This window comes from Streptomyces antioxidans (assembly GCF_000968685.2).
In the GTDB taxonomy this organism is placed as follows: Bacteria; Actinomycetota; Actinomycetes; order Streptomycetales; family Streptomycetaceae; genus Streptomyces; species Streptomyces antioxidans.
This window is the reverse complement of record NZ_LAKD02000054.1, coordinates 55,916-77,653: the sequence shown is the minus strand read 5'-3', so window position 1 is coordinate 77,653 and position 21,738 is coordinate 55,916. Positions and strand designations below refer to the sequence as shown.

Sequence of the window (21,738 nt, the reverse complement as noted above, 5' to 3'; positions counted from 1 at the left end):
CCCATTCGTGCACCTGATGCTGTTTCAGCCACACCGCAAGTTAACCGCGTTGACCGACGTCAGGGCGTGTCCCGGGGGTTCGTAACGGGGCGGCGCGGACATCGGCCGAACGGCGGTGTCAGCCATCAGATATCCGGGCATTCAACCCCGGCTGTGTACAGGTGGTGAAGGGTGTGTGGAGATGAATGGGGAAATCCGCTAGCCATTCATCCCGGTCATGACTCGCTTATTCTCTTTGTACTGCTTATTCCCTTATTCCTCTTGTCTGCCGTTACTTACGGCAGACCGGGGAGGGCGGCCCCGCGCCGGTATCGTCGGGGGGTGTCGGAACAGCCCCGCAACAGCTCCGCTCCCACCCTTTTCACCTGGGAGTTCGCCAGCGATCCCTACCCCGCGTACGCCTGGCTACGCGAACACGCCCCGGTGCACCGGACCACGCTGCCCAGCGGGGTGGACGCCTGGCTGGTGACCCGGTACGCCGACGCCAGGAAGGCGCTGGCCGATCCCCGGCTCTCGAAGAACCCCCAGCGGCACAGTGCGGCGGCCCACGCCAAGGGGAAGGTGGGCATCCCGGGTGAGCGGCGCGCCGAGCTGATGACACATCTGCTCAATATCGACCCTCCCGACCACACCCGGCTGCGGCGGCTGGTATCGAAGGCGTTCACCCCGCGCCGGGTGGCCGCGTTCGCCCCCCGGGTGCGGACCCTCACCGATCAGCTCATCGACGCCTTCGAGGAGCGGGGGGAGGCGGATCTCATCCATGAGTTCGCCTTCCCCCTCCCCATCTACGCCATCTGCGATCTGCTCGGGGTGCCGCGCGAGGACCAGGACGACTTCCGGGACTGGGCGGGCGCGATGATCCGGCACGGCGGGGGCCCGCGCGGCGGAGTGGCCCGGGCCGTGAAGAGGATCCGGGCGTATCTGGGCGAGCTGATCCACCGCAAGCGCCTGGAGCTCGCCGGGCGCGGGGAGGAGGACGGGGAGGATCTGATCTCCGGGCTGATCCGGGCCAGCGACCACGGTGAGCACCTCACCGAGAACGAGGCCGCGGCCATGGCCTTCATCCTTCTCTTCGCCGGCTTTGAGACGACCGTCAATCTCATCGGTAACGGCGTCTACGCGCTGCTGCGCCATCCGGAGCAGCGCGCCCTCATGCAGCGGGCCGTGGAAGAGGGGGACGAGCGGCTGCTCCCCGCCGGGGTCGAGGAACTGCTCCGCTACGACGGACCCGTGGAGATCGCCACCTGGCGGTTCGCCATCGAACCGCTCACCCTCGCCGGGCAGCACATCGCCGAGGGGGAGCCGGTGCTTGTGGTACTCGCGGCGGCCGACCGGGACCCCGAGCGGTTCGCGGAGCCCGACGTCCTCGATCTCGCCCGCCGGGACAACCAGCACCTCGGCTACGGCCACGGCATCCACTACTGTCTGGGCGCCCCGCTGGCCCGGCTGGAGGCCCAGACCGCGATCGCCACCCTGCTGCGGCGGCTGCCCGGGCTGCGGCTCGCGCTGGATCCGGACGATCTGCGATGGCGCGGCGGGCTGATCATGCGCGGGCTGCGCACGCTCCCGGTGACCTGGGATTCCGCGGACGGCTGAAATCCGCGAAATGGGCGGCTGCCACCCCAAGCCCCGTACGGCCGGACATAGGTGACGAACGATCAGTCACGTGATCTTGGCGTGACCTGGGATACATCGCCTTGTGATGATCGAGCGCCCTCGCTATGTTCACCGGCGAACCCTGTCGCCAGGGCGGCACAGCGTCATAGGAGAGGTCAATCGCATGCGTTCCGGTAATGGTCGACACCGTCGCCCCCGTCAGGCCCCGGCCATCATCGTCGCGGCGGGGGTCACGGGAGCGGGCCTCGCCCTGCCCCTCCTCGGGGCGTCCGGCGCACAGGCCGCCCAGACCGCCACATGGGATCACGTCGCCGAGTGCGAGAGCGGCGGCATGTGGAGCGCCAACGAGGGCAACGGCTTCTACGGCGGGCTCCAGCTGACCCTCGACATGTGGAAGAGCTACGGCGGCACGGCGTACGCCCCGCGCCCCGACCTCGCCAGCCGTTCCCAGCAGATATCCGTCGCCGAGGCGATCCTGGACGACCGCGGCCCCGACGCCTGGCCGAGCTGCGCGCTGGGCGCCGGGCTCACCGACGGCGGCGGCGCCCCCGATGTGGACCCCGGCGGCACGGCCACTCCGGACCCGGGGACGGGCCGCGGCGGGGACGGCTCCGGCGACCGGGGGCGGGACGGCTCCTCCTCCGACGCGGACCGCTCGGACTCGGGCGGCTCGGACGCGGACCGCTCGGGGGCGTCCGGCGGCGCCGACGGGCGGGACGGGTCGGATGGGCCGAACGGGCAGGACGCGCCGGACGCGTCCGGGTCGGCCGAGGAGCCGCAGGCGCCCCACACCTCCGAGTCCCCCGGCGGTCTTGACGGGTCCGCCTCGGACGACCCGGCCTCGAACGGCCCTTCGGACCCGGATGACCCCTCGGAGTCGGACGGCTCCAAGAACCCCTCCGCCGACCCGTCGTCCTCCGGCCGCCACCGAGGCTCCCCGGACGCCGGGGAGCGGGCCGACGACGGCGGTGCGGGGGGCGGGCGGCCCTCCGGGCGCCATGCCTCGCGCGGCGCCTCGGACCGCGACGACGGCTCCTCGGGCGACGATTACACCGTTCGCCCCGGTGACAACCTGTCAGGGATCGCCGAACACCAGAATGTGGCCCGGGGTTGGGAAGGGCTCTACGAAACCAACGAGGACCTCATCGGAGCCGACCCGGATCTGATCATCCCTGGTCAGCGACTTGACCTCACCATCAGGGAGCAGTGATTCGGGGAGAATTGCCCGGTCTGGCCCCAGTGAGACATACATCTCGTCACATCTTCCCGGGCGCACCTCGTGTCCGATCCCTCCTCACCCGGACCCACCTGCGTCGATGTAGACCGGGTGAGATCAATTACAGACCCATTCGCTTCGCTTGGGGTGTTTGAACGTTCTGGGGAGGTGTGTTTACCGTCTTTTCGCTCGCTACCGCGGGCACCCTCGATCGTCACGCCCAATCCTGCCGGCGGTCGGGGGGAAACCGACGCGTCAGCGCCGAAGGCAGGAGCGGGGGACCCAAGGTAGGTGCCGAGTGGCCTGTGGATACGGGCTCGTCGGCTAGGGGTGAAGCCGGGAGCGACCATCGCGACCGGCCGGGCAACTCACGTCCGAACCCGACAGCTCACCTCGTAGGCGTCGGTGAGGAAACGAACCAAAATGCTCAAGTCCAACGGGAAGCACCGCCGCCCCTCCAAGGCCACCCGTATCGCCGCGCTCACCGGTCTCGCCGGTGCCGCCGTGGCGGCACCGCTCCTCGGGGCGACCTCCGCCTCCGCGGCCACCACCTCGCAGTGGGACCAGGTCGCGCAGTGCGAGTCCGGTGGCAACTGGTCGATCAACACCGGCAACGGCTACTACGGCGGTCTGCAGTTCTCGAGCTCCACCTGGGCCGCCTACGGCGGCACGGCCTACGCCCCCACCGCCAGCCAGGCCAGCAAGGCCCAGCAGATCCAGATCGCCGAGAAGGTCCTGGGCAGCCAGGGCAAGGGCGCCTGGCCGGTCTGCGGCAAGGGTCTGACCTCCGGCGGCAGCCCGTCCGCCCCGTCCGCGCCCTCCGGTTCGCAGGACCGGTCCTCGGCGACCACCGAGTCGGCTCAGCCGGAGGCCCAGCCGAAGGCGCAGCCGCACACCGCGCCCGAGCACGCCGCGCGGCACCAGACCCGCGGCCCGATCAAGAAGGGTGACGGCGAGTACAAGGTCAAGTCCGGCGACACCCTCGGCAAGATCGCCAAGGACCATGACGTCAAGGGCGGCTGGAAGAAGCTCTTCAAGCTGAACAAGGACATCGTGAAGCAGGCCGATCTGATCTTCCCGGGTCAGCGGCTGCACCTCCGCTGAGCCACGGTCACGGCCCCGGCCCGAGGACCCTTCCCGGGGACCTCTTCCGGGGCCGCGTCCCCGAGAACGAGCCCCGGCCGGGGCGTGCCGCCCCTGTGGCGCGTCCCGCCGGGGCTCTCCCCATGCATAAGAAATCTGGATTTTTAATCCAGAATCTGGCTTTTTGCGTCGCACCCCCGTCTCGTGGGGCGGGCGAACGCGGGGCGCAGCCCTCCCGGCCCGTTAGGCTCGTGCTGCTACCGCAGACCCATACGAAGGAGAACCTCGTGCCGTCCATCGACGTCGTCGTAGCTCGCGAGATCCTCGACTCGCGAGGCAACCCCACGGTCGAGGTCGAGGTTGGCCTCGACGACGGCAGCACCGGCCGTGCCGCCGTCCCGTCCGGCGCCTCCACCGGCGCCTTCGAGGCCCTCGAGCTCCGTGACGGCGACAAGAACCGCTACAACGGCAAGGGCGTGGAGAAGGCCGTCCTCGCCGTGATCGAGCAGATCGGCCCCGAGCTGGTCGGCTATGACGCCACCGAGCAGCGGCTGATCGACCAGGCGATGTTCGACCTGGACGCCACCCCGGACAAGTCCTCGCTCGGCGCCAACGCGATCCTCGGCGTCTCCCTCGCCGTCGCGCACGCCGCCTCCGAGGCGTCCGACCTCCCCCTCTTCCGTTACCTCGGTGGCCCGAACGCCCATCTGCTGCCGGTACCGCTGATGAACATCCTCAACGGCGGGTCGCACGCGGACTCCAATGTGGACGTCCAGGAATTCATGATCGCCCCCGTGGGCGCGGAGTCCTTCTCCGAGGCCCTGCGCTGGGGCGCCGAGGTCTACCACACGCTGAAGTCCGTGCTGAAGGAGCGCGGCCTGTCCACCGGCCTCGGCGACGAGGGCGGTTTCGCGCCCAACCTCGGCTCCAACCGCGAGGCGCTTGACCTGATCCTCGAGGCGATCAAGAAGGCCGGTTACCAGCCGGGCCAGGACATCGCGCTCGCGCTGGACGTCGCCGCCTCCGAGTTCTACAAGGACGGCACGTACCAGTTCGAGGGCCAGTCCCGCACCGCCGCCGAGATGTCCTCGTACTACGCCGAGCTGGTCGCCGCGTACCCGCTGGTCTCCATCGAGGACCCGCTGAACGAGGAGGACTGGGAGGGCTGGAAGACCATCACCGAGCAGCTCGGTGACAAGGTCCAGCTGGTCGGCGACGACCTCTTCGTCACCAACCCCGAGCGGCTGTCCCGCGGCATCGACAGCGACACCGCCAATGCCCTGTTGGTCAAGGTCAACCAGATCGGCTCGCTGACCGAGACCCTCGACGCGGTCGAGCTGGCCCAGCGCAGCGGCTACAAGTGCGTGATGTCGCACCGCTCCGGCGAGACCGAGGACGTCACCATCGCCGACCTGGCCGTCGCCACCAACTGCGGCCAGATCAAGACCGGCGCCCCGGCCCGCTCCGAGCGGGTGGCCAAGTACAACCAGCTGCTGCGCATCGAGGAGATCCTCGACGACGCCGCCGTGTACGCGGGCCGTTCCGCCTTCCCGCGCTTCAAGGGCTGAGCGGACACGTCTGACGCTAGTCCCCGGCCGTGGTCCCGTACCGTGGCCGGGGACGGCGCCGCTCGACGGCGTTACCCAAGCGAAGCCATCACCGGGGAGGCGACGTGCCGGCGGATCGGGAACGGTTCTCCACCGCGACCAGGCTCAAGGCGCTCGGCGAGCACGCCGCCGCCCGGGTCTACCGCGTGCGCACCAAGCGCCGCCGCGGCCGGCTGACCGGCCGGGCCGCCCTGCTCGCGCTGGTCGTCTGCTCCCTCGTCGTGGCGCTCGCGTATCCGATGCGGCAGTACATCTCCCAGCGCTCCGACATCGCCGAGCAGCGGCACGAGGCCCAGCGCGCCCGCGAGGACGTGAAGGAGCTGCGGGAGCGGAAGGCCCGGCTGCGCGACCCCGCCTACACCGAGCAGCAGGCCCGGGAGCGGCTGCACTTCCTGATGCCGGGGGAGACCGGCTACAGCGTGGTGGACGGCGGCGGCACCACCGAGCGCTCCTCCCACCGGGGCGCGGCCGGCCGCCCCTGGTACACCAACCTCTGGGACGCCGTGGACACGGCGGACGCGGCGGGGGCGGGCGGCGCGCGCCACTGAGGCGCCGCGCCCCGGCCGCCGGCCGCACCCGGTGTTCGAATCGAAACGAAGAAGAAGAACTTTCCCACTCATGGATACGCCCCCGCCCCAGACGGAGCCCACCGCGCCCACCGACGCGGACATCCACGCCGTACGGGAGCAGCTGAACCGGGTGCCCCGGGGTCTGCGCGCGATCGCGCACCGCTGCCCCTGCGGCAATCCGGACGTCGTGGAGACCGCGCCGCGGCTCGAGGACGGTACGCCCTTCCCCACCCTCTACTACCTGACCTGTCCGCGTGCCGCGTCCGCGATCGGCACGCTGGAGGCCGGGGGCGTGATGAAGGAGATGACGGCCCGGCTGGGCACCGACCCCGAGCTGGCCGCCGCCTACCGCGCCGCCCACGAGGACTACATCGCGCGGCGCGACGCCATCGAGGTGCTCCGGGGCTTCCCCAGCGCGGGCGGGATGCCGGACCGGGTGAAGTGCCTGCACGTCCTGGTGGCCCACTCCCTCGCGGCCGGCCCCGGGGTCAATCCGCTGGGGGACGAGGCGATCGCGATGCTGCCGGAGTGGTGGCGCAAGGGCCCGTGTGTGAGCCCCCTCGGCACCGAGGACCCGAGCCGGGAGGAGAGCGCATGACCCGCGTCGCCGCCGTGGACTGCGGCACCAACTCGATCCGGCTCCTGGTGGCGGACGCCGATCCGGCCACCGGGGAGCTGATCGAGTTCGACCGCCGGATGAAGATCGTCCGGCTGGGCCAGGGCGTGGACCGCACCGGCCGGCTGGCCCCCGAGGCGCTGGAGCGCACCTTCGCCGCCTGCCGCGAGTACGCGGAGGTCATCCGCGAGCTGGGCGCCGAGCGGGTCCGCTTCGTGGCCACCTCCGCCTCCCGGGACGCCGAGAACCGCGCGGAGTTCGTGCGCGGGGTCGTGGAGATCCTGGGCGTCGAGCCCGAGGTGATCACCGGGGACCAGGAGGCGGAGTTCTCCTTCACCGGGGCCACCAAGGAGCTCACCGGCCGGCCCCAGGCCGCCGGGCCGTATCTGGTGGTGGACATCGGCGGCGGTTCGACGGAGTTCGTCGAGGGCGGCGCGGGGGTGCGGGCGGCCCGCAGCGTGGACATCGGCTGCGTACGGCTGACCGAGCGCCATCTGGTGGTGGACGGGCGGATCACCGATCCCCCGACGGAGGATCAGATCGCCGCCATAAGGGCCGATGTGGAGCGGGCGCTGGACCTGGCCGAGCGCACGGTGCCGCTCAGCCGCGCCTGCCGTCCCGCGGACGGCCACGCGCTGGTCGGTCTCGCCGGTTCGGTCACCACCGTGGCCGGGATCGCGCTGGACCTCGAGGAGTACGACTCCTCCGTGATCCACCACTCCCGGATCACCCTCGGCCAGGTCCGCGGGATCACGGACCGGCTGCTCGGCTCCAGCCACGCGGAGCGGGCGGAGATCCCGGTGATGCACCCGGGGCGGGTCGATGTGATCGGCGCGGGGGCGCTCATCCTGCTTTCGATCATGGAAAGGACCGGCGCCGAGGAGGTCGTGGTGAGCGAGCATGACATCCTCGACGGGATCGCCTGGAGCATCGCCTGAGCGGGTGGAATAACGTATGAGCGGCTGCGGAACGCCCTTCGGGAGCCTTCCGCGAGCCGCCTCCGAGAAAGTTCGTGAAACTCTTCACATGAAATAGGCTCCTGGTGGCCGCCCGATGCGGCGCTCGGGGGCGGTTTCGGCGGCCGGGCCCCGCGACTGACCGGATGGTGAGGTGCGGGGGCGGTGTCAGGTAGCCTCGCGCGGACCGCCTGGTCTACTCCCGCGTTCAACCACAAGCCCTGTTCAGAGGGGTGAGAACGGGCCGATCCGGTCAGTGGTTCCGCTCCGCGGACAGGGCGTCCAGCACGGGGGCGGCGGAGTGTAGCAGACACTCAGACCATGCTTGTGAAGGGGCTCACGAGGTCCCCCCCAAGGGGTGCTGGATACTCGAATCATGAGCACCACGGAGCGTCCCAGGATCCTCGTTGTAGGCGGTGGGTACGTTGGTTTGTACGCGGCGCGCCGCATTCTGAAGAAGATGCGGTACGGCGAGGCGACCGTCACGGTCGTCGACCCTCGCTCGTACATGACGTACCAGCCCTTCCTCCCCGAAGCTGCGGCCGGCAGCATCTCCCCGCGCCACGTCGTGGTTCCGCTGCGGCGCGTGCTCCCCAAGGCGGAGGTCCTCACCGGCCGCGTGTCGACCATCGACCAGGACCGCAAGGTCGCCGTCATCCAGCCGCTCGTCGGCGAGACGTACGAGCTGCCCTTCGACTACCTGGTCGTCGCCCTCGGCGCGGTCTCCCGCACCTTCCCGATCCCCGGTCTCGCGGAGAACGGCATCGGTATGAAGGGCATCGAAGAGGCCATCGGCCTGCGCAACCACGTCCTCGAACAGCTCGACAAGGCCGACTCCACCACGGACGGGGAGATCCGCCGCAAGGCGCTCACCTTCGTCTTCGTCGGCGGTGGCTTCGCCGGCGCGGAGACCATCGGCGAGATCGAGGACATGGCCCGCGACGCGGCCAAGTACTACCCCAGCGTCAAGCGCGAGGACATGCGCTTCGTCCTCGTCGACGCCGCCGACAAGATCCTCCCCGAGGTCGGCCCGAAGCTGGGCAAGTGGGGTCTCGAGCACCTCCAGAAGCGCGGTATCGAGGTCTACCTCGAGACCTCGATGAACTCCTGCGTCAACGGCCATGTCGTCCTCAAGAACGGCCTCGAGGTCGACTCCAACACCATCGTGTGGACCGCGGGCGTCAAGCCCAACCCGGCGCTGGCCCGGTTCGGCCTCCCGCTCGGCCCGCGCGGCCATGTGGACACCGCCCCGACCCTCCAGGTCCAGGGCAGCGACTACATCTGGGCCGCCGGTGACAACGCCCAGGTCCCGGACCTCGCCACCGGCGAGGGCGCCTGGTGCCCGCCGAACGCCCAGCACGCGCTGCGCCAGGCCAAGGTCCTCGGTGACAACGTGATCTCCGGCATGCGGGGCTTCCCGCAGCAGGACTACAAGCACGCCAACAAGGGCGCCGTCGCGGGGCTTGGCCTCCACAAGGGCGTCGCGATGATCGTCTTCGGCAAGATGAAGATCAAGCTGAAGGGCCGCCTGGCCTGGTACATGCACCGTGGCTACCACGGCATGGCCATGCCGACCTTCAACCGCAAGATCCGGGTGCTCGCCGACTGGACGCTGGGGATGTTCCTCAAGCGCGAGGTCGTCTCGCTCGGCGCCATCGAGAACCCCCGCGAGGAGTTCTACGAGGCCGCCGCGCCGGTCAGCGCCGCGACCGCGGTCAAGGCCGTGGTCCCGGCCGAGAAGGCCAAGGCGTCCTGACCGTACGGTCCCGACCGGCCTGGCCACGCGGCTGACCGGTCTGACCGTACGGGCCCGGCCCGCACAACTGAACGCCAAGGGCGTCCGCCATCCGTGGTGCGGACGCCCTTACGTCTGCCCCCGGACGCCCCCGCCCCTCCGATGGCCCGCTTTTAAGGCTGTTTTGCCGATTCCAGACGTGTCGGCGGGACTGTACAACGGGTTCCATGGTGTTTACGTGGTGAGTGAATCTTCCTGAGTCGCCATCACGGAGGTGCGAAATGGCCGACGCCGCTGGGCGGATCGCGACCCTGGCCGAGGAGGTGCTGGGAACCCCCCTCCCGATCCGCGTCCGCGCCTGGGACCGCAGTGAGACCGGCCCGCCCGGCGCGCCCACCCTGGTCATCCGGCGCCGCCGGGCGCTGCGCAGGATCCTGTGGCGGCCGGGCGAGCTGGGCCTGGCCCGCGCCTGGGTCGCCGGGGACCTCGATGTCGAGGGCGATCTGTACGAAGCCCTGGACCACCTGTCCGGGCTGCTGTGGGAGCGCGGCCCCGCCAGCGCGCCGCGGTCCCGGCTCCGCACCGGCGTCCAGGCGCTGCGCGACCCCGCACTGCGCGCCGCCGCCCGGGAGTTGATCGCACTCGCCGGGCCGGGGCTGCCGCCGTCCCCGCCGCGCGAGGAGGCCCGGACCACCTTCGGTCCGCTGCACTCCCTGCGCCGCGACCGTAAGGCCATCAGCCACCACTACGACGTCGGCAACGACTTCTACGAGCTGGTGCTCGGCCCCTCGATGGTCTACTCCTGCGCCTACTGGGACGGGGCGGACTCCACGCTGGAGGAGGCCCAGCGCGCCAAGCTGGACCTGGTCTGCCGCAAGCTGGCCCTTAAGCCCGGCCAGCGGCTGCTGGACGTGGGGTGCGGCTGGGGCTCGATGGTGCTGCACGCGGCGCGCGAGTACGGGGTGCGCGCGGTCGGCGTCACGCTCTCCGAGGAGCAGGCGGCGTACGCCCGTAAGCGGATCGCGGATGAAGGGCTCACCGACCAGGTGGAGATCCGGGTCCAGGACTACCGCGAGGTCCCGGACGGGCCCTACGACGCCATCTCCTCGATCGGCATGGCCGAGCACGTGGGCGCCGTGCGCTACGCCGAGTACGCCGCCATCCTGCACCGGCTGCTGCGGCCCGGCGGGCGGCTGCTCAACCACCAGATCGCCCGGCGCCCCCAGCCGGACGAAGAGGCGTACCACGTGGACGAGTTCATCGACCGCTACGTCTTCCCCGACGGCGAGCTCGCCCCGGTCGGCCGGACCGTGTCCCAGCTGGAGGAGGCGGGCTTCGAGGTGCGCGACGTGGAGGCCATCCGCGAGCACTACGCGCTCACGCTGCGCCGCTGGGTCGCCAACCTGGAGCGGTCCTGGGCCCGGGCCGTGCGGCTGACCTCCCCGGGCCGGGCCCGGGTCTGGCGGCTCTACATGGCGGCCTCCGCCGTCTCCTTCGAGCGCAACCGGATCGGGGTCAACCAGGTCCTCGCCGTCCGCACCCCGGAGGACGGGGCCTCGGGGGTGCCGCTGCGCGCCCGCGACTGGCGCGGCTGAAGGCGGCCGCACGCGCGAACGTCCCCGTCCGCCCCGGGGAGGGGCGGACGGGGACGTCCCGTGTGCGCTGTGCTCCGCTACGCGGCTACTCGGCCTTGATGGCGGCCAGCATGTTGAGCTTGGCGGCCCGTCGGGCGGGCCACAGCGCCGCGATGACGCCCACGAGGGCGGCCATCAGCAGGAACAGGCCCATCCTGGGCCACGGAAGCACCAGTTCGTAGCTCGGCAGCTCGGTGGCGATCAGCTCACCGGCCGCCCAGCCGAAGAAGACACCGAGGCTGAGGCCGAGCACCCCGCCGAAGAGCGAGATGACCAGCGACTCCAGCCGGACCATCCGCTTGATGCCGCCCCGGTCCAGGCCGATCGCCCGCAGCATGCCGATCTCCTTGGACCGCTCGAAGACCGACATCGCCAGGGTGTTGATGACACCGAGCACGGCGACGATCACGGCCATGGCGAGCAGCCCGTAGAGCATGTTCAGCATCAGGGTGAAGGCGCTGGCGATCTCGTCGGAGATGTCCTGCTTGTTCTGGATCTTGATCGCCGGGTTCTGGCCGAGCGTCTTCTTCAGCAGGTCCTTGTTGTGTTCCGTGGCGCCGCCCTTGGTCTTCAGCATCACCTGGAAGTCCGCGACGGTGGCCATGTGCGGGGTGACCGTGGCGCTGTCGACCATGACGCCGTTGATCATCTGGTTGCCCTCGTAGATGCCGCCCACGGTCAGCTTGCCGCCGCGGCCGTCCTCGTAGGTCACCGGGATGACCGAGCCGACCTTCCAGTGGTTCTTGTCGGCGATCTTGTCGTCGACGAGGGCCTTGGTGCCTCCGAGCGCCCCGAACGAGCCCTCGGTGAAGTCCATCCCCACCTGGTCCTTGATCGCCTTGGGGTCGACGCCCATCAGGGACGCGGAGTCACCGGCGACCCGGGCCGGGGAGGAGCGCAGCGGGCTGATCGAGGTGACCTCGGGCAGCTTCGCCAGGGACTTGGACACCTCGGGCGACAGCGGCCGCCCGCCGGGCGTACCCATGCTGACGACGTAGTCGGACCTCAGTCCGTCGGCCGCCATCTTGTCGATCCCCTTCTGCATGGACCCGGCGATCACCGTCATACCGGTGATCAGGGTGAGACCCACCATCAGGGCGGAGGCGGTGGCGGCCGTGCGGCGCGGGTTGCGCACCGCGTTCTGCCGGGCCAGCTTGCCGGGCATCCCGAAGATCCGCAGCACCGGGGCGGCGGCCGCGATCAGCGGCCGGGACAGCAGCGGGGTGAGCACGAAGACGCCGATCACCAGGACGGCGGCGCCGAACGCCATCGGGCCCTTGCCGTCGCTGCCCATGCGCGCACCGGTCACCACCAGCGCGGCACCGGCCGCGGCGAGGATCGTGCCGATGGTGTTGCGCACCACCAGGCCGCGGGTGGTGGGCGCGGCGTGCACGCTGTTCATCGCGGCGACCGGCGGGATCTTGGCGGCGCGGCGGCCGGGCAGCCAGGCGGAGAGCACGGTCACCACGACGCCCACGACCACCGAGGTCAGCACCGTGGTCGGCGCGACGGCCAGCGGGCCGTCCGGGACCGTGGCCCCGGTGGAGTTGAGCACCGAGCGCAGCACGGCGCCGATGCCGACACCGGCGGCGAGGCCCACCACGGCCGCGACGGCGCCCACGACGGTGGCCTCGATCAGCACCGAGCGGGTGACCTGACGGCGGGTCGCACCCACCGCGCGCATCAGGGCGAGCTCCCTGGTGCGCTGGGCGACCAGCATGGAGAAGGTGTTGACGATGATGAAGATGCCGACGAAGAGCGCGATCCCGGCGAACACCAGCATCGCGGTCTGCATGCTGCTCATGCCCTCTTCGATCGCCTTGGCCTGGTCCTTGGCGAGCTTCTTGGCGGTGTTGGCCTTGGCCTGCTCGGGAAGGATCTTGTCGATCGACGACTTCAGGGTGGACTGCGAGGTGCCCGCGGCGGCCTTCACATCGATCTCGTCGAACTGCCCGGGCTTGCCGAACAGCTTCTGGGCGGTGACCGTGTCGTACAGCGCGAGGGTGCCGCCCGCGGCGACATTGCCGTCGTCGGTGGTGAAGACGCCGACGACCTTCTCGGTGCGCACCGGGCCGTCGACGGAGACCCGGATGGAGTCCCCGGCCTTGTAGTGGCCGCGCTCGGCGGTCCTGGAGTCGAGCGCGATCTCCCCCGCGGACTTGGGGGCGCGGCCCTCGGCCATGTTGTACCGGGGGTCCTTGCCGTTGGCGCCCGGGTAGTAGTTGCCGCCGAGGTTGGAGAAGCCGCCGCCGATCAGGTCGCCCTTCTTGTCGGCGAGGGAGGAGGAGCCCTTCACCACACCGTAGGCGGAGGCGGCGCCGGGCGACTTGGCCGCCTGGTCCAGCAGCCGCTGGCTCAGCCGGGGCGCCTCACCGGGGTGGGCGGCGTCGTCGTCCTTCTTGTCGGGGGTGATGGCGACGTCGACGCCCTTGAAGCCCTTCTGGGAGCTCTTCTGGTACGCGTCGGAGATGGTGTTGGTGAAGACCAGGGTGCCGGCGACGAAGGCCACGCCGAGCATCACGGCGAGCACGGTCATCAGCAACCGGGCCTTGTGCGCAAGCACATTGCGCAGGGCGGTACGGAGCATGAGGTGTCAGTCCTGAAGGGGTGGGGTGGGGGAGTGCGGGGCGGCGTGCGGGTATGGGCGCGCGCCCCGAGTCAGCTCGTACGGCCCTTGGCGTCGAAGCGCTTCATGCGGTCCAGGACCGAGTCGGCGGTGGGGTTGCGCAGCTCGTCCACGATCCGGCCGTCGGCGAGGAAGACCACCCGATCGGAGTAGGCCGCGGCGACCGGGTCATGGGTCACCATCACGACCGTCTGGCCCAGCTCCCGCACCGAGTTGCGGAGGAACCCCAGGACCTCGGCGCCGGAGCGGGAGTCCAGGTTGCCGGTCGGCTCATCGGCGAAGATGATCTCCGGCTGGCCGGCCAGGGCGCGGGCCACGGCGACGCGCTGCTGCTGACCGCCCGAGAGCTGGTTGGGGCGGTGCTTGAGCCGCCCGGCCAGACCGACCGTGGCCACCACCTGGTCCAGCCACGCCTGGTCGGCCTTGCGGCCCGCGATGTCCATCGGAAGGGTGATGTTCTCCAGCGCGTTCAGCGTCGGCAGCAGGTTGAACGCCTGGAAGATGAAGCCGATCTTGTCGCGGCGCAGCTGGGTGAGCTTCTTGTCCTTGAGCGTGGTCAGTTCGACGTCGCCGATCCTGGCCGAGCCGCTGGAGATGGTGTCGAGGCCCGCCATGCAGTGCATCAGCGTGGACTTGCCGGAGCCGGAGGGGCCCATGATCGCGGTGAACTCCGCCTGGTGGAACTCGACGGAGACCGAATCCAGGGCGATTACCTGGGTCTCGCCCTCGCCGTAGACCTTGCTCAGGTCCGTGGCCCGGGCGGCCGCCGCGGTGGCGCGGGTGGCGGTTTCGACGCCGAAGGGGGTGGTGGTCACGGTGGATGGCTCCTGTCGTGCTCTGCGGGAGTGGCGGGACGTCACTCCATGGTTCCGGTTGTGAAGGGGGACGGGATCAACCCGTGCTCCCGTTCTTGTGGGGGTCTCGCGATGTAGATGGTGGTGGCGGAGTCCTCCTTGAGGAGGAGGGGACGCCCCGTCCGGGGCGTCGAGATTGCGTCAATCCCCAGTTAACGGGGGTTCAGGGCATATCGGCAGGTCCAATGGCCGTCGGCATCTTCGGGTACCCCGCCCCGCTGCTGATGCACCCTCAGTTGCCAATAAAATAAGACAACCTCGGGCCGAGGATTCACTGTGCGGGGGCATGTCCCCGGATAGGCTCGTGCTGCTCTCTTCCAGGGGAGGGCCGTATGCGCACCGTACGGCCCAGAGGGAACCGCCGCCCGGATGGTGGAATGCAGACACGGCGAGCTTAAACCTCGCTGCCCCTCGCGGGCGTACCGGTTCAAGTCCGGTTCCGGGCACCGTCAGATCCGGTGGGCGCACTCAGCGTGTGTGGTTGGTCGCCCCAAGTGCGTGCGCGGGGTCCGTAGGGGGCCTCGCGCGGCTTCTTCCTGCATGAAAAGATCCTCCTTGGGCACTAGGGTGCATTCTTTGCTTACCCATTACTCTTGAGTCAAGGTCGCGCCCGGCGGCCACGGAGGAGTGAGATGAGGAGCAGCAACCCGGTCTTCTCGCGACGGGGGTTCAGCCGCAGCGGCGGCTACGCCGGTTTCGGCGCGGCGCCGCAGGCCGGGAGTCCCGCCGCCGGTCAGGCCAACCCGTACGCGGGCGGTAACCCGCACGCGCAGACACAGGCGCCCACGAACCCCTACGCGGCGGGCGACCAGCAGAATCTGACCCCCGAACAGCTGCAGCAGATGTACGGCGCGCCGCCGGCGGGCACGCTGCAGACCGGTCGCATGACGATGGACGACGTCGTCATGCGCACCGGTATGACCCTCGGTACCGTCATCGTCGCCGCCGCGGTCGCGTGGATCGCGCAGCTTCCGGTGGGCGTGGGCATCGGCGCCGCGCTCGTGGCGATGGTGCTCGGCCTCGTCCAGTCGTTCAAGCGCACGGCCTCGCCCGCGCTGATCATGGGTTACGCCCTCTTCGAGGGTCTCTTCCTCGGCGTCATCAGCCAGGTGTACAACGATCGCTGGTCCGGCATCCCGATGCAGGCCGTGCTCGGCACGATGGCCGTGTTCGTCGGTGTGCTCGTCGCGTACAAGACCCGTCTCATCCGGGTGAACGCGCGATTCCAGCGCTTTGTGCTCGCCGCCGCGATCGGCTTCATCCTGCTGATGGCGGTCAACCTGCTGTTCGCCGCCATCGGTGGCGGGGACGGCCTCGGCTTCCGCAGCGGTGGCCTCGGCATCGTCTTCGGGCTGATCGGCGTCGTGCTCGGCGCGGCGTTCCTGGCGATGGACTTCAAGCAGGTCGAGGACGGTGTCCGGTACGGCGCTCCGCGTGAGGAGTCCTGGCTGGCCGCCTTCGGGCTGACGCTCTCGCTGGTGTGGATCTACCTGGAGCTGCTCCGGCTGATCTCGATCTTCAGGGACTAGCGGTTCTGGCCCGGAGTGTCGCGCAGCACGCACGGAGTGTCGCGTAGCACGTAGGGAGCACGTAGAAGGGCCCGCGGAGGGGAAGACCTCCGCGGGCCCTTCTTCCTGTGCGGCTTAAGCCGCTCCGTTCGGTGGGTCTGTCATACACGCTTCTGCCTCCGGGCAGCGGCTACAGCAGCTTGCGTGCCGCACGCCTCAAGTCGTGTTCATGGATGATGGCCTTCGCATGGCCGTAGGCGAGCTGGTGCTCGCCGCGCAGCCAGCTGACCTTCTCCTCGAATCGGAAGAAAGCGGGGCCCTCGTCGACCGTGCGCAGCCAGTCGGCGACTTCACGGCCCGTGCACTGGGGGATGCGGGAGAGTAGGTTCCGGTGAGTCTCGTCGGAGAAGATTTGGGACATCGGCGCCTCCGGACGCTTCCATGCCGGACCCGGGGCCATGGCCCGGGTTTCCTTCAGCTCACCGTGCCTGACTGTTCGCCCGTTGGCAACAGTCCCTCAGTGGCGCATACGCTCGGAGCGTGGATGATGTCACCCCCCTCCTGACCGCCGTCGACCGGCTGGCCGACCGGTTGCGCATCCTTCCGCAGTCCCGGCTGCGCGCGGGCGCGGCGGCCGAAGGACTGGCCCTGGCTAGGGAATTGTCGGTGCGCGCACAGCGGCTCGAGGAGCCGGGAACCCCGCCGCGGATCATGCCGGACGCGGGGCTGTTCGTGGTCGCCGACCAGGTGGCGGTGGCCGGACACGACTTGGTGCACGCGCTGGAGCGTGCGCCGGGCGGCGCCGGGGGCGGGGATGCGGCGCGGGGGGCCGCCGAGGCGGTGGCGCTGGTGGCCGGGGCGACCGGGCGCTGCGGCGTCTGAGGGCTCGCATGCGGCGTGGGCTTGGGGGCCCGCTTGCGCATGTGCCGTCTGAGTGCATGCCGTGTGCGTCGTCCGAGCGCCCCTGGCTGCGGGGCGGTGTGGTCCTCACAGGGCGGTGTGGCCCTTACAGCGCGATGTGCCCTTACAGGGAGGCGATGACGCGGTCGGCGAGGACGTACACGTTCTCCTCGCCGCAACCGAACGTGAGCGCGTACGCACCGGAGACGCCCGAGCCGCCCAGCAGCACAGGGGCGGCGCCCTCGCGCAGCGCGTCCGCCAGCCGCTCCGCCGTCTCCCGGTGGCCCGGGGTCATGCAGATCGTGGTGCCGTCGGCGAAGACGTAGACATCGAGGGTGCCGAGGGGACCGGGCCGCACGTCGGACAGCGGGGTGCGGGCGTCGGCCAGCTCGGTGAGCCGGGTGACCGTACGGTCGTGGTCGGCGACGGGTGACGACGGGGTGAAGTCGGGGTGGGACGGATGGCGGCGGCGGGCCGCCGCCAGCTCCGCCGACTCCCGGGGCTCGGCCGCGGGCTCGGCCCCGGCGCCGAGCTCCAGCTCCACCCCGGACTCGACCTCGGGCTCCTGGTCCCCGGCGGAGTCCATGGCCTCGGGGCCCAGCGCGTCCAGCCCGAGCAGCGGTTCGAGCCCGGCCAGGTCGGCCTGGCGGGGCACGAAGAGCTGCGCGTCCTGGGGGGCGTCCTCGCCGAACCCGCCCGGCCCGTTCAGCAGCGAGTGGGCGTCGGCCGATCCGGCGGAGTCCCGGGCCTCCTGGGCGGCCCAGAACGCCCGCGCCTCGGCCAGTTCGCGCTCCCGCTCCTCGGCCAGCGCGTCGGCGACGGCCGCGCGTATCTCGGCGGCCGGGGTGGCGCGGGGTGCGGGCACCGTCGCGCCGCCCTCCTCGCCACCGTCCCCTCCGCCGCCGCCCGTGCTTCCGCCGCCGCCCGTCCGGGCACCGGCGGCCACGGTGGTCGCGGTGGCCGCGAGCTCGGCGTGCAGCTCACTGATCTGCCGGCGCACCCCGCGTGCGGTGTGCAAGGCGGCGGCCCCTACGGCCGTGGCGGTCACCGCGGCCAGGAGGAGGACAAGACTCGTGGGGCTCACTGACGTACTCCCGGTTGGCTGTAGATCCCCCGAATTCCTACCTCAGCTTGAGGCTTATCGCCTCTCGACGTCAGCGCATACCATCACCAAATGGGCAGAATTCGGAACCGGGCGGGCCTATGGTCACCGGTGCTGAGCTGCGGAGACGGCGCTCTCCCAGGACTTTTGTCACATCCTGGGGGAGATTCGGTCACGGCCCGGATCGAACCAGTGTCGCAGACGGGTCGGGGCAGGCCCGCGGCCCCCTGGGCCCAGGGGGCGGAGCCCCCGGCGACGGGGACCCCGGGCGCCGCCTAGCTCAGGCGCGTCGCCTAGCTCAGGCGCTCGATGACCATCGCCATGCCCTGGCCGCCACCGACGCACATGGTCTCCAGGCCGAACTGCTTGTCGTGGAACTGCAGCGAATTGATCAGCGTGCCGGTGATCCGGGCGCCGGTCATGCCGAAGGGGTGGCCCACGGCGATCGCGCCGCCGTTGACATTGAGTCGGTCCAGGTCGATGCCCAGATCGCGGTAGGACGGGATGACCTGCGCGGCGAACGCCTCGTTGATCTCCACCAGGTCGATGTCGCCGATCGACATCCCGGCGCGGGCCAGCGCCTGCTTGGACGCCTCGACCGGGCCGTAGCCCATGATCTCGGGGGAGAGGCCGGTGACACCGGTGGACACGATCCGCGCCAGCGGGGTCACGCCCAGCTCCCGCGCCTTGGTGTCGGACATGATCACCAGCGCCGCGGCGCCGTCGTTGAGCGGGCAGCAGTTGCCCGCGGTGATCCGGCCGTCGGGGCGGAAGACCGGCTTCAGGCCCTGCACCCCCTCCAGGGTGGTGCCCGCGCGAGGGCCGTCGTCCTGGCTGACGACCGTGCCGTCGGGGGTGGTCACCGGGGTGATCTCGCGCTCCCAGAAGCCCTTCTTGATGGCCTCCTCGGCGAGGTTCTGGGACCGCACGCCGAACTCGTCCATCTCCTCGCGGGTGATCCCCTTGAGCCGGGCCAGGTTCTCGGCGGTCTGGCCCATCGCGATGTACGGATCGGGCAGCGAATCGTCCTCGCGCGGGTCGTGCCAGTCGGATCCGCCCTGCTCGGCGCGTGCGGCCGTACGGGCCTCGGCCTCCGCGAACACCGGGTTGTGGGTGTCCGGCAGCCCGTCCGAGGTGCCCTTCTTCGACCGCGAGACCATCTCGACGCCCGCCGAGATGAAGACGTCGCCCTCGCCCGCCTTGATGGCGTGCAGTGCCATCCGCGAGGTCTGGAGTGAGGAGGAGCAGTAGCGGGTGATCGTACAGCCGGGGAGGTGGTCCATCCCCAGCTGTACGGCCACGATCCGCCCCAGGTTGTGCCCCTGCTCGCCGCCCGGGAGCCCACAGCCGAGCATCAGGTCGTCGATCTCGCGGGGGTCGAGCTCGGGGACCTTGGCGAGCGCGGTCTGGATGATCTCGGCGGTGAGGTCGTCGGGCCGCAGATCCTTGAGCGAACCCTTGAAGGCGCGGCCGATGGGGGAACGGGCGGCAGAGACGATCACTGCTTCGGGCATCACGGCTCCATGGGGGCGAGGGGTGAGGTGGGCGAGGTGGGCGAGATGGGGCGGTACTTCGAGGGAAGTTACCCGTACGTATCGGCAGGGTCACGGGGTGCGGGCTGTGACGCGGAACTCTTTTTTCCAAGCGTACGCTCAGCGGACCGGGGTTCGCCCGGGACCGGCGTCCAGGACCAGCCCCCGGGGGCGCCGCATTGCGGGCGGTGCGGGCGCCCGTCGGGGTCCGCACCGCCGCCGGGCGCGGCGCCGTCTCGCGCCTTCGGCGATTGAGCATGGGGCAGGGGCGCCGGGGCGCGGGATGCGTCGCCGGGCGCCGGCCGGTGGAGGTGGTCGCCGGTGGCGGCTTCCGTGCTCGGGGGCCGGGGTCCGCTCCGGGCCACGGGCGCCGGGGGTTCGGGCACCCCCTTGAAAAATCGCTTGATCTGGCGCAACTAATACATCAAGCGAATTCTGGAAGCACCCCCGCCCTCCCGCTGTCCGGTTTCGGCCCCAGCCCCAGCCGGGAATCCGTCACCGGCCTCCGCTCCCACCGGCCCGGCGGCCTGCGACGAGAGCCCGGCCCGGCACCTCCCGACCCATGCTCAATCGCGCCGAAGGCGCCGAGACGAAGCCGCACCTGGCCGAGTGCATCAGCCCGCGCTCCTGGGGGCGCGCCGTTCCGGGCCGGGCCCGCGTGAGCGGTCGGCCCCGCCCCGGGGCGCGGGTCCGCGTAAGGTCAGCGGCCCGAAGGGGGCAGCGTCGGGACGGGGCGTCGGGGTGCTGGATATGGCCGCGCCGCGCCGTGGCCCCTCGGCCCGGCCTCCGGCGCGGTACGGGCGGGGGTCTGTAGCCCCCCAGGCCCGGCCCCCGGCTCGGGTCAGGAGCCCGGAGGGGTGGGGGCGGCGTCGGGGATGGGGTGTCGGGGGGTGCTGGATACGGCCGCGCCGCGCCGTGGCCCCTCGGTCCGGGCAGGGGCCCGTAGTCCCCGGCCGGGCCGGGGTCACGGGCCCGGAGAGGGCGGCGTCGGGGACGAGGTGTCGGGGGAGCCGGATACGGTCGCGGGCTCCTTCGTGGTGCGGCCCTGGCGGCGCAGCAGCCGTGCCCAGGGGCCGCGGGCCGCGGTGACCTCGGTGCCGCCCTCCGCGGCCGCCTCGGCCGCCGCCGTGGCGACCGGCAGGATGCCCTCGTCGAGCATCTCCGGCGCCTCCTCGGGCCACAGGCCCAGCGAGTCACACAGGGTCGGCAGAACGGCCATCGCGGCCGTGGCGTACCCCTCCGCCGAGGGGTGGTAGTTGTCCGGGCCGAACAGCTCCCGCGGATTCGCCGCGAACTCCGGGCCCAGCAGATCGCCCAGCGAGACCGTGCGCCCGCCCTGCTCCACCACCCCGATCGTCTGCGCGGCGGCCAGCTGTCGGCTCAGCCGCCGCGCGATCCAGCGCAGCGGCTGATAGACGGGCTCGATCGTGCCGAGGTCGGGACAGGTGCCCACGACCACCTCGCAGCCGCTGTCGCGCAGTCTGCGCACCGCGTCCGACAGCAGCCGCACCGACTTGGCGGGCGGCATCCGCCGGGTGACGTCATTGGCGCCGATCATGATCACGCAGACGTCGGGGAGCAGGTCCGGATCCTCCAGCACCAGCGTGACCTGGCGCTCCAGATCGCTGGACTGCGCCCCCGGCAGTGCCACGTTCCGCAGGTCCACCGGGCGCTCCGCGACCGCCGCAAGGCCCGAGGCGAGCAGCGCGCCCGGTGTCTGACTAGGGCGGTGGACGCCCTGCCCGGCGGCCGTGGAGTCGCCGAGAAAGGCCAGCCGCAGTGGTGGCTGGCCGGTTCTGCGGGCGAAGGCGAAGCCATATCGGCCGTCCGCGCGCGGAGGCGGATCGTCCGATCCGCCCACGACCCGCTTCGCGTGGGACACCTCGGTGAGCAGCAGCACGGCGGTCACCCCGCCCAGCAGCCCGATCCCGCCGCCCCCGTACGCCGCCGCGGCGGCGATCCGCCGCGCCACCCTCGCCCTCGACATCGACATGGGTCCAGCCCACCTCCGTCCGCACGCGCACGCGCTTCCCTCTCCTTTGTACGCCTTGCTAACAGCTTGTTGCCCCGTGCAGGCTTCGTCCCAACGCGCCGGCCGGAGGGCGGCAGTGCGCAATAAGCTGACAACGCGGCCCCGCGACGGCGGTCGCCCCCCGACGCGGAGACCCCGCGGAACCGGACCA

17 protein-coding genes, 1 tRNA gene and 1 riboswitch are annotated in these 21,738 nt (G+C 71.0%); of the genes, 12 read left to right on the top strand and 6 right to left on the bottom strand.

What is annotated here, in order from left to right:
* Positions 1–321: 321 nt before the first annotated feature.
* From VT50_RS21965 to VT50_RS21925, 9 genes are all read left to right on the top strand, one after another.
* A complete protein-coding gene (locus tag VT50_RS21965; RefSeq protein ID WP_046085140.1) occupies positions 322–1,596 on the top strand; it encodes a cytochrome P450 family protein in 1,275 nt (424 codons plus the stop codon).
* Between the two features lie 184 nt (positions 1,597–1,780).
* A complete protein-coding gene (locus tag VT50_RS21960) occupies positions 1,781–2,827 on the top strand; it encodes a LysM peptidoglycan-binding domain-containing protein (protein ID WP_046085141.1) in 1,047 nt (348 codons plus the stop codon).
* Positions 2,828–3,082: 255 nt separating this feature from the next.
* Positions 3,083–3,250: riboswitch (cyclic di-AMP (ydaO/yuaA leader) on the top strand.
* Positions 3,251–3,256: 6 nt separating this feature from the next.
* Positions 3,257–3,937 (top strand): transglycosylase family protein, encoded by a 681-nt coding sequence (locus VT50_RS21955; protein ID WP_046085142.1) that lies wholly within the window; start codon positions 3,257–3,259, stop codon positions 3,935–3,937.
* A 266-nt stretch (positions 3,938–4,203) separates the two neighbouring features.
* Positions 4,204–5,484, top strand: coding sequence for a phosphopyruvate hydratase (gene eno, locus VT50_RS21950; protein WP_046085143.1), 1,281 nt, complete (start codon positions 4,204–4,206; stop codon positions 5,482–5,484).
* A 104-nt stretch (positions 5,485–5,588) separates the two neighbouring features.
* The gene (locus VT50_RS21945; RefSeq protein ID WP_046085144.1) at positions 5,589–6,071 is read left to right on the top strand and encodes an FtsB family cell division protein; all 483 of its coding nucleotides are present in this window, start codon (positions 5,589–5,591) and stop codon (positions 6,069–6,071) included.
* Positions 6,072–6,141: 70 nt separating this feature from the next.
* Entirely contained in the window at positions 6,142–6,690 is a 549-nt protein-coding gene (locus VT50_RS21940) for a DUF501 domain-containing protein (protein WP_046085145.1), read from the top strand.
* Positions 6,687–7,646, top strand: a complete 960-nt coding sequence (locus tag VT50_RS21935) for a Ppx/GppA phosphatase family protein (RefSeq protein WP_046085146.1) — start codon at positions 6,687–6,689, stop codon at positions 7,644–7,646. Before VT50_RS21940 ends, VT50_RS21935 begins: the two co-directional genes overlap by 4 nt.
* A 394-nt stretch (positions 7,647–8,040) precedes the next feature.
* Positions 8,041–9,420 carry an NAD(P)/FAD-dependent oxidoreductase gene (locus tag VT50_RS21930; RefSeq protein ID WP_075200293.1) on the top strand — a complete coding sequence of 460 codons (1,380 nt, stop codon included), beginning with the start codon at positions 8,041–8,043 and terminating at the stop codon, positions 9,418–9,420.
* Between the two features lie 260 nt (positions 9,421–9,680).
* A complete protein-coding gene (locus VT50_RS21925) occupies positions 9,681–10,994 on the top strand; it encodes an SAM-dependent methyltransferase (RefSeq protein ID WP_046085148.1) in 1,314 nt (437 codons plus the stop codon).
* Between the two features lie 85 nt (positions 10,995–11,079).
* On the opposite strand, the gene VT50_RS21920 is transcribed toward VT50_RS21925, so the two are convergent.
* Together VT50_RS21920 and VT50_RS21915 are read right to left on the bottom strand one after the other, a co-directional pair.
* Positions 11,080–13,620, bottom strand: coding sequence for an ABC transporter permease (locus VT50_RS21920; RefSeq protein ID WP_046085149.1), 2,541 nt, complete (start codon positions 13,618–13,620; stop codon positions 11,080–11,082).
* Between the two features lie 71 nt (positions 13,621–13,691).
* Entirely contained in the window at positions 13,692–14,474 is a 783-nt protein-coding gene (locus VT50_RS21915; RefSeq protein WP_046085150.1) for an ABC transporter ATP-binding protein, read from the bottom strand.
* A 402-nt stretch (positions 14,475–14,876) separates the two neighbouring features.
* Between VT50_RS21915 and VT50_RS21910 the strand changes: the two genes are divergently transcribed.
* Both VT50_RS21910 and VT50_RS21905 read left to right on the top strand, forming a co-directional pair.
* Positions 14,877–14,959, top strand: a tRNA-Leu gene (locus VT50_RS21910).
* A 186-nt stretch (positions 14,960–15,145) separates the two neighbouring features.
* On the top strand, positions 15,146–16,042 hold the full coding sequence (locus tag VT50_RS21905) for a Bax inhibitor-1/YccA family protein (RefSeq protein ID WP_046085151.1): 897 nt from the start codon (positions 15,146–15,148) through the stop codon (positions 16,040–16,042).
* 169 nt (positions 16,043–16,211) lie between these two features.
* Here VT50_RS21905 and VT50_RS21900 read toward each other — a convergent pair whose 3' ends face one another.
* A complete protein-coding gene (locus VT50_RS21900) occupies positions 16,212–16,442 on the bottom strand; it encodes a DUF4287 domain-containing protein (RefSeq protein ID WP_037954490.1) in 231 nt (76 codons plus the stop codon).
* A 119-nt stretch (positions 16,443–16,561) separates the two neighbouring features.
* Between VT50_RS21900 and VT50_RS21895 the strand changes: the two genes are divergently transcribed.
* Entirely contained in the window at positions 16,562–16,903 is a 342-nt protein-coding gene (locus tag VT50_RS21895) for a hypothetical protein (RefSeq protein WP_046085152.1), read from the top strand.
* 142 nt (positions 16,904–17,045) lie between these two features.
* On the opposite strand, the gene VT50_RS21890 is transcribed toward VT50_RS21895, so the two are convergent.
* The 3 genes from VT50_RS21890 to VT50_RS21880 all read right to left on the bottom strand — a co-directional run bounded on the left by VT50_RS21890 (position 17,046) and on the right by VT50_RS21880 (position 21,548).
* Positions 17,046–18,005: a hypothetical protein gene (locus VT50_RS21890; RefSeq protein WP_046085153.1), complete on the bottom strand. Its 960-nt coding sequence runs from the start codon at positions 18,003–18,005 to the stop codon at positions 17,046–17,048.
* Between the two features lie 311 nt (positions 18,006–18,316).
* Positions 18,317–19,537, bottom strand: coding sequence for an acetyl-CoA C-acetyltransferase (locus VT50_RS21885; protein ID WP_046085154.1), 1,221 nt, complete (start codon positions 19,535–19,537; stop codon positions 18,317–18,319).
* Between the two features lie 982 nt (positions 19,538–20,519).
* On the bottom strand, positions 20,520–21,548 hold the full coding sequence (locus tag VT50_RS21880) for an SGNH/GDSL hydrolase family protein (RefSeq protein ID WP_046085155.1): 1,029 nt from the start codon (positions 21,546–21,548) through the stop codon (positions 20,520–20,522).
* Between the last annotated feature and the right edge of the window lie 190 nt (positions 21,549–21,738).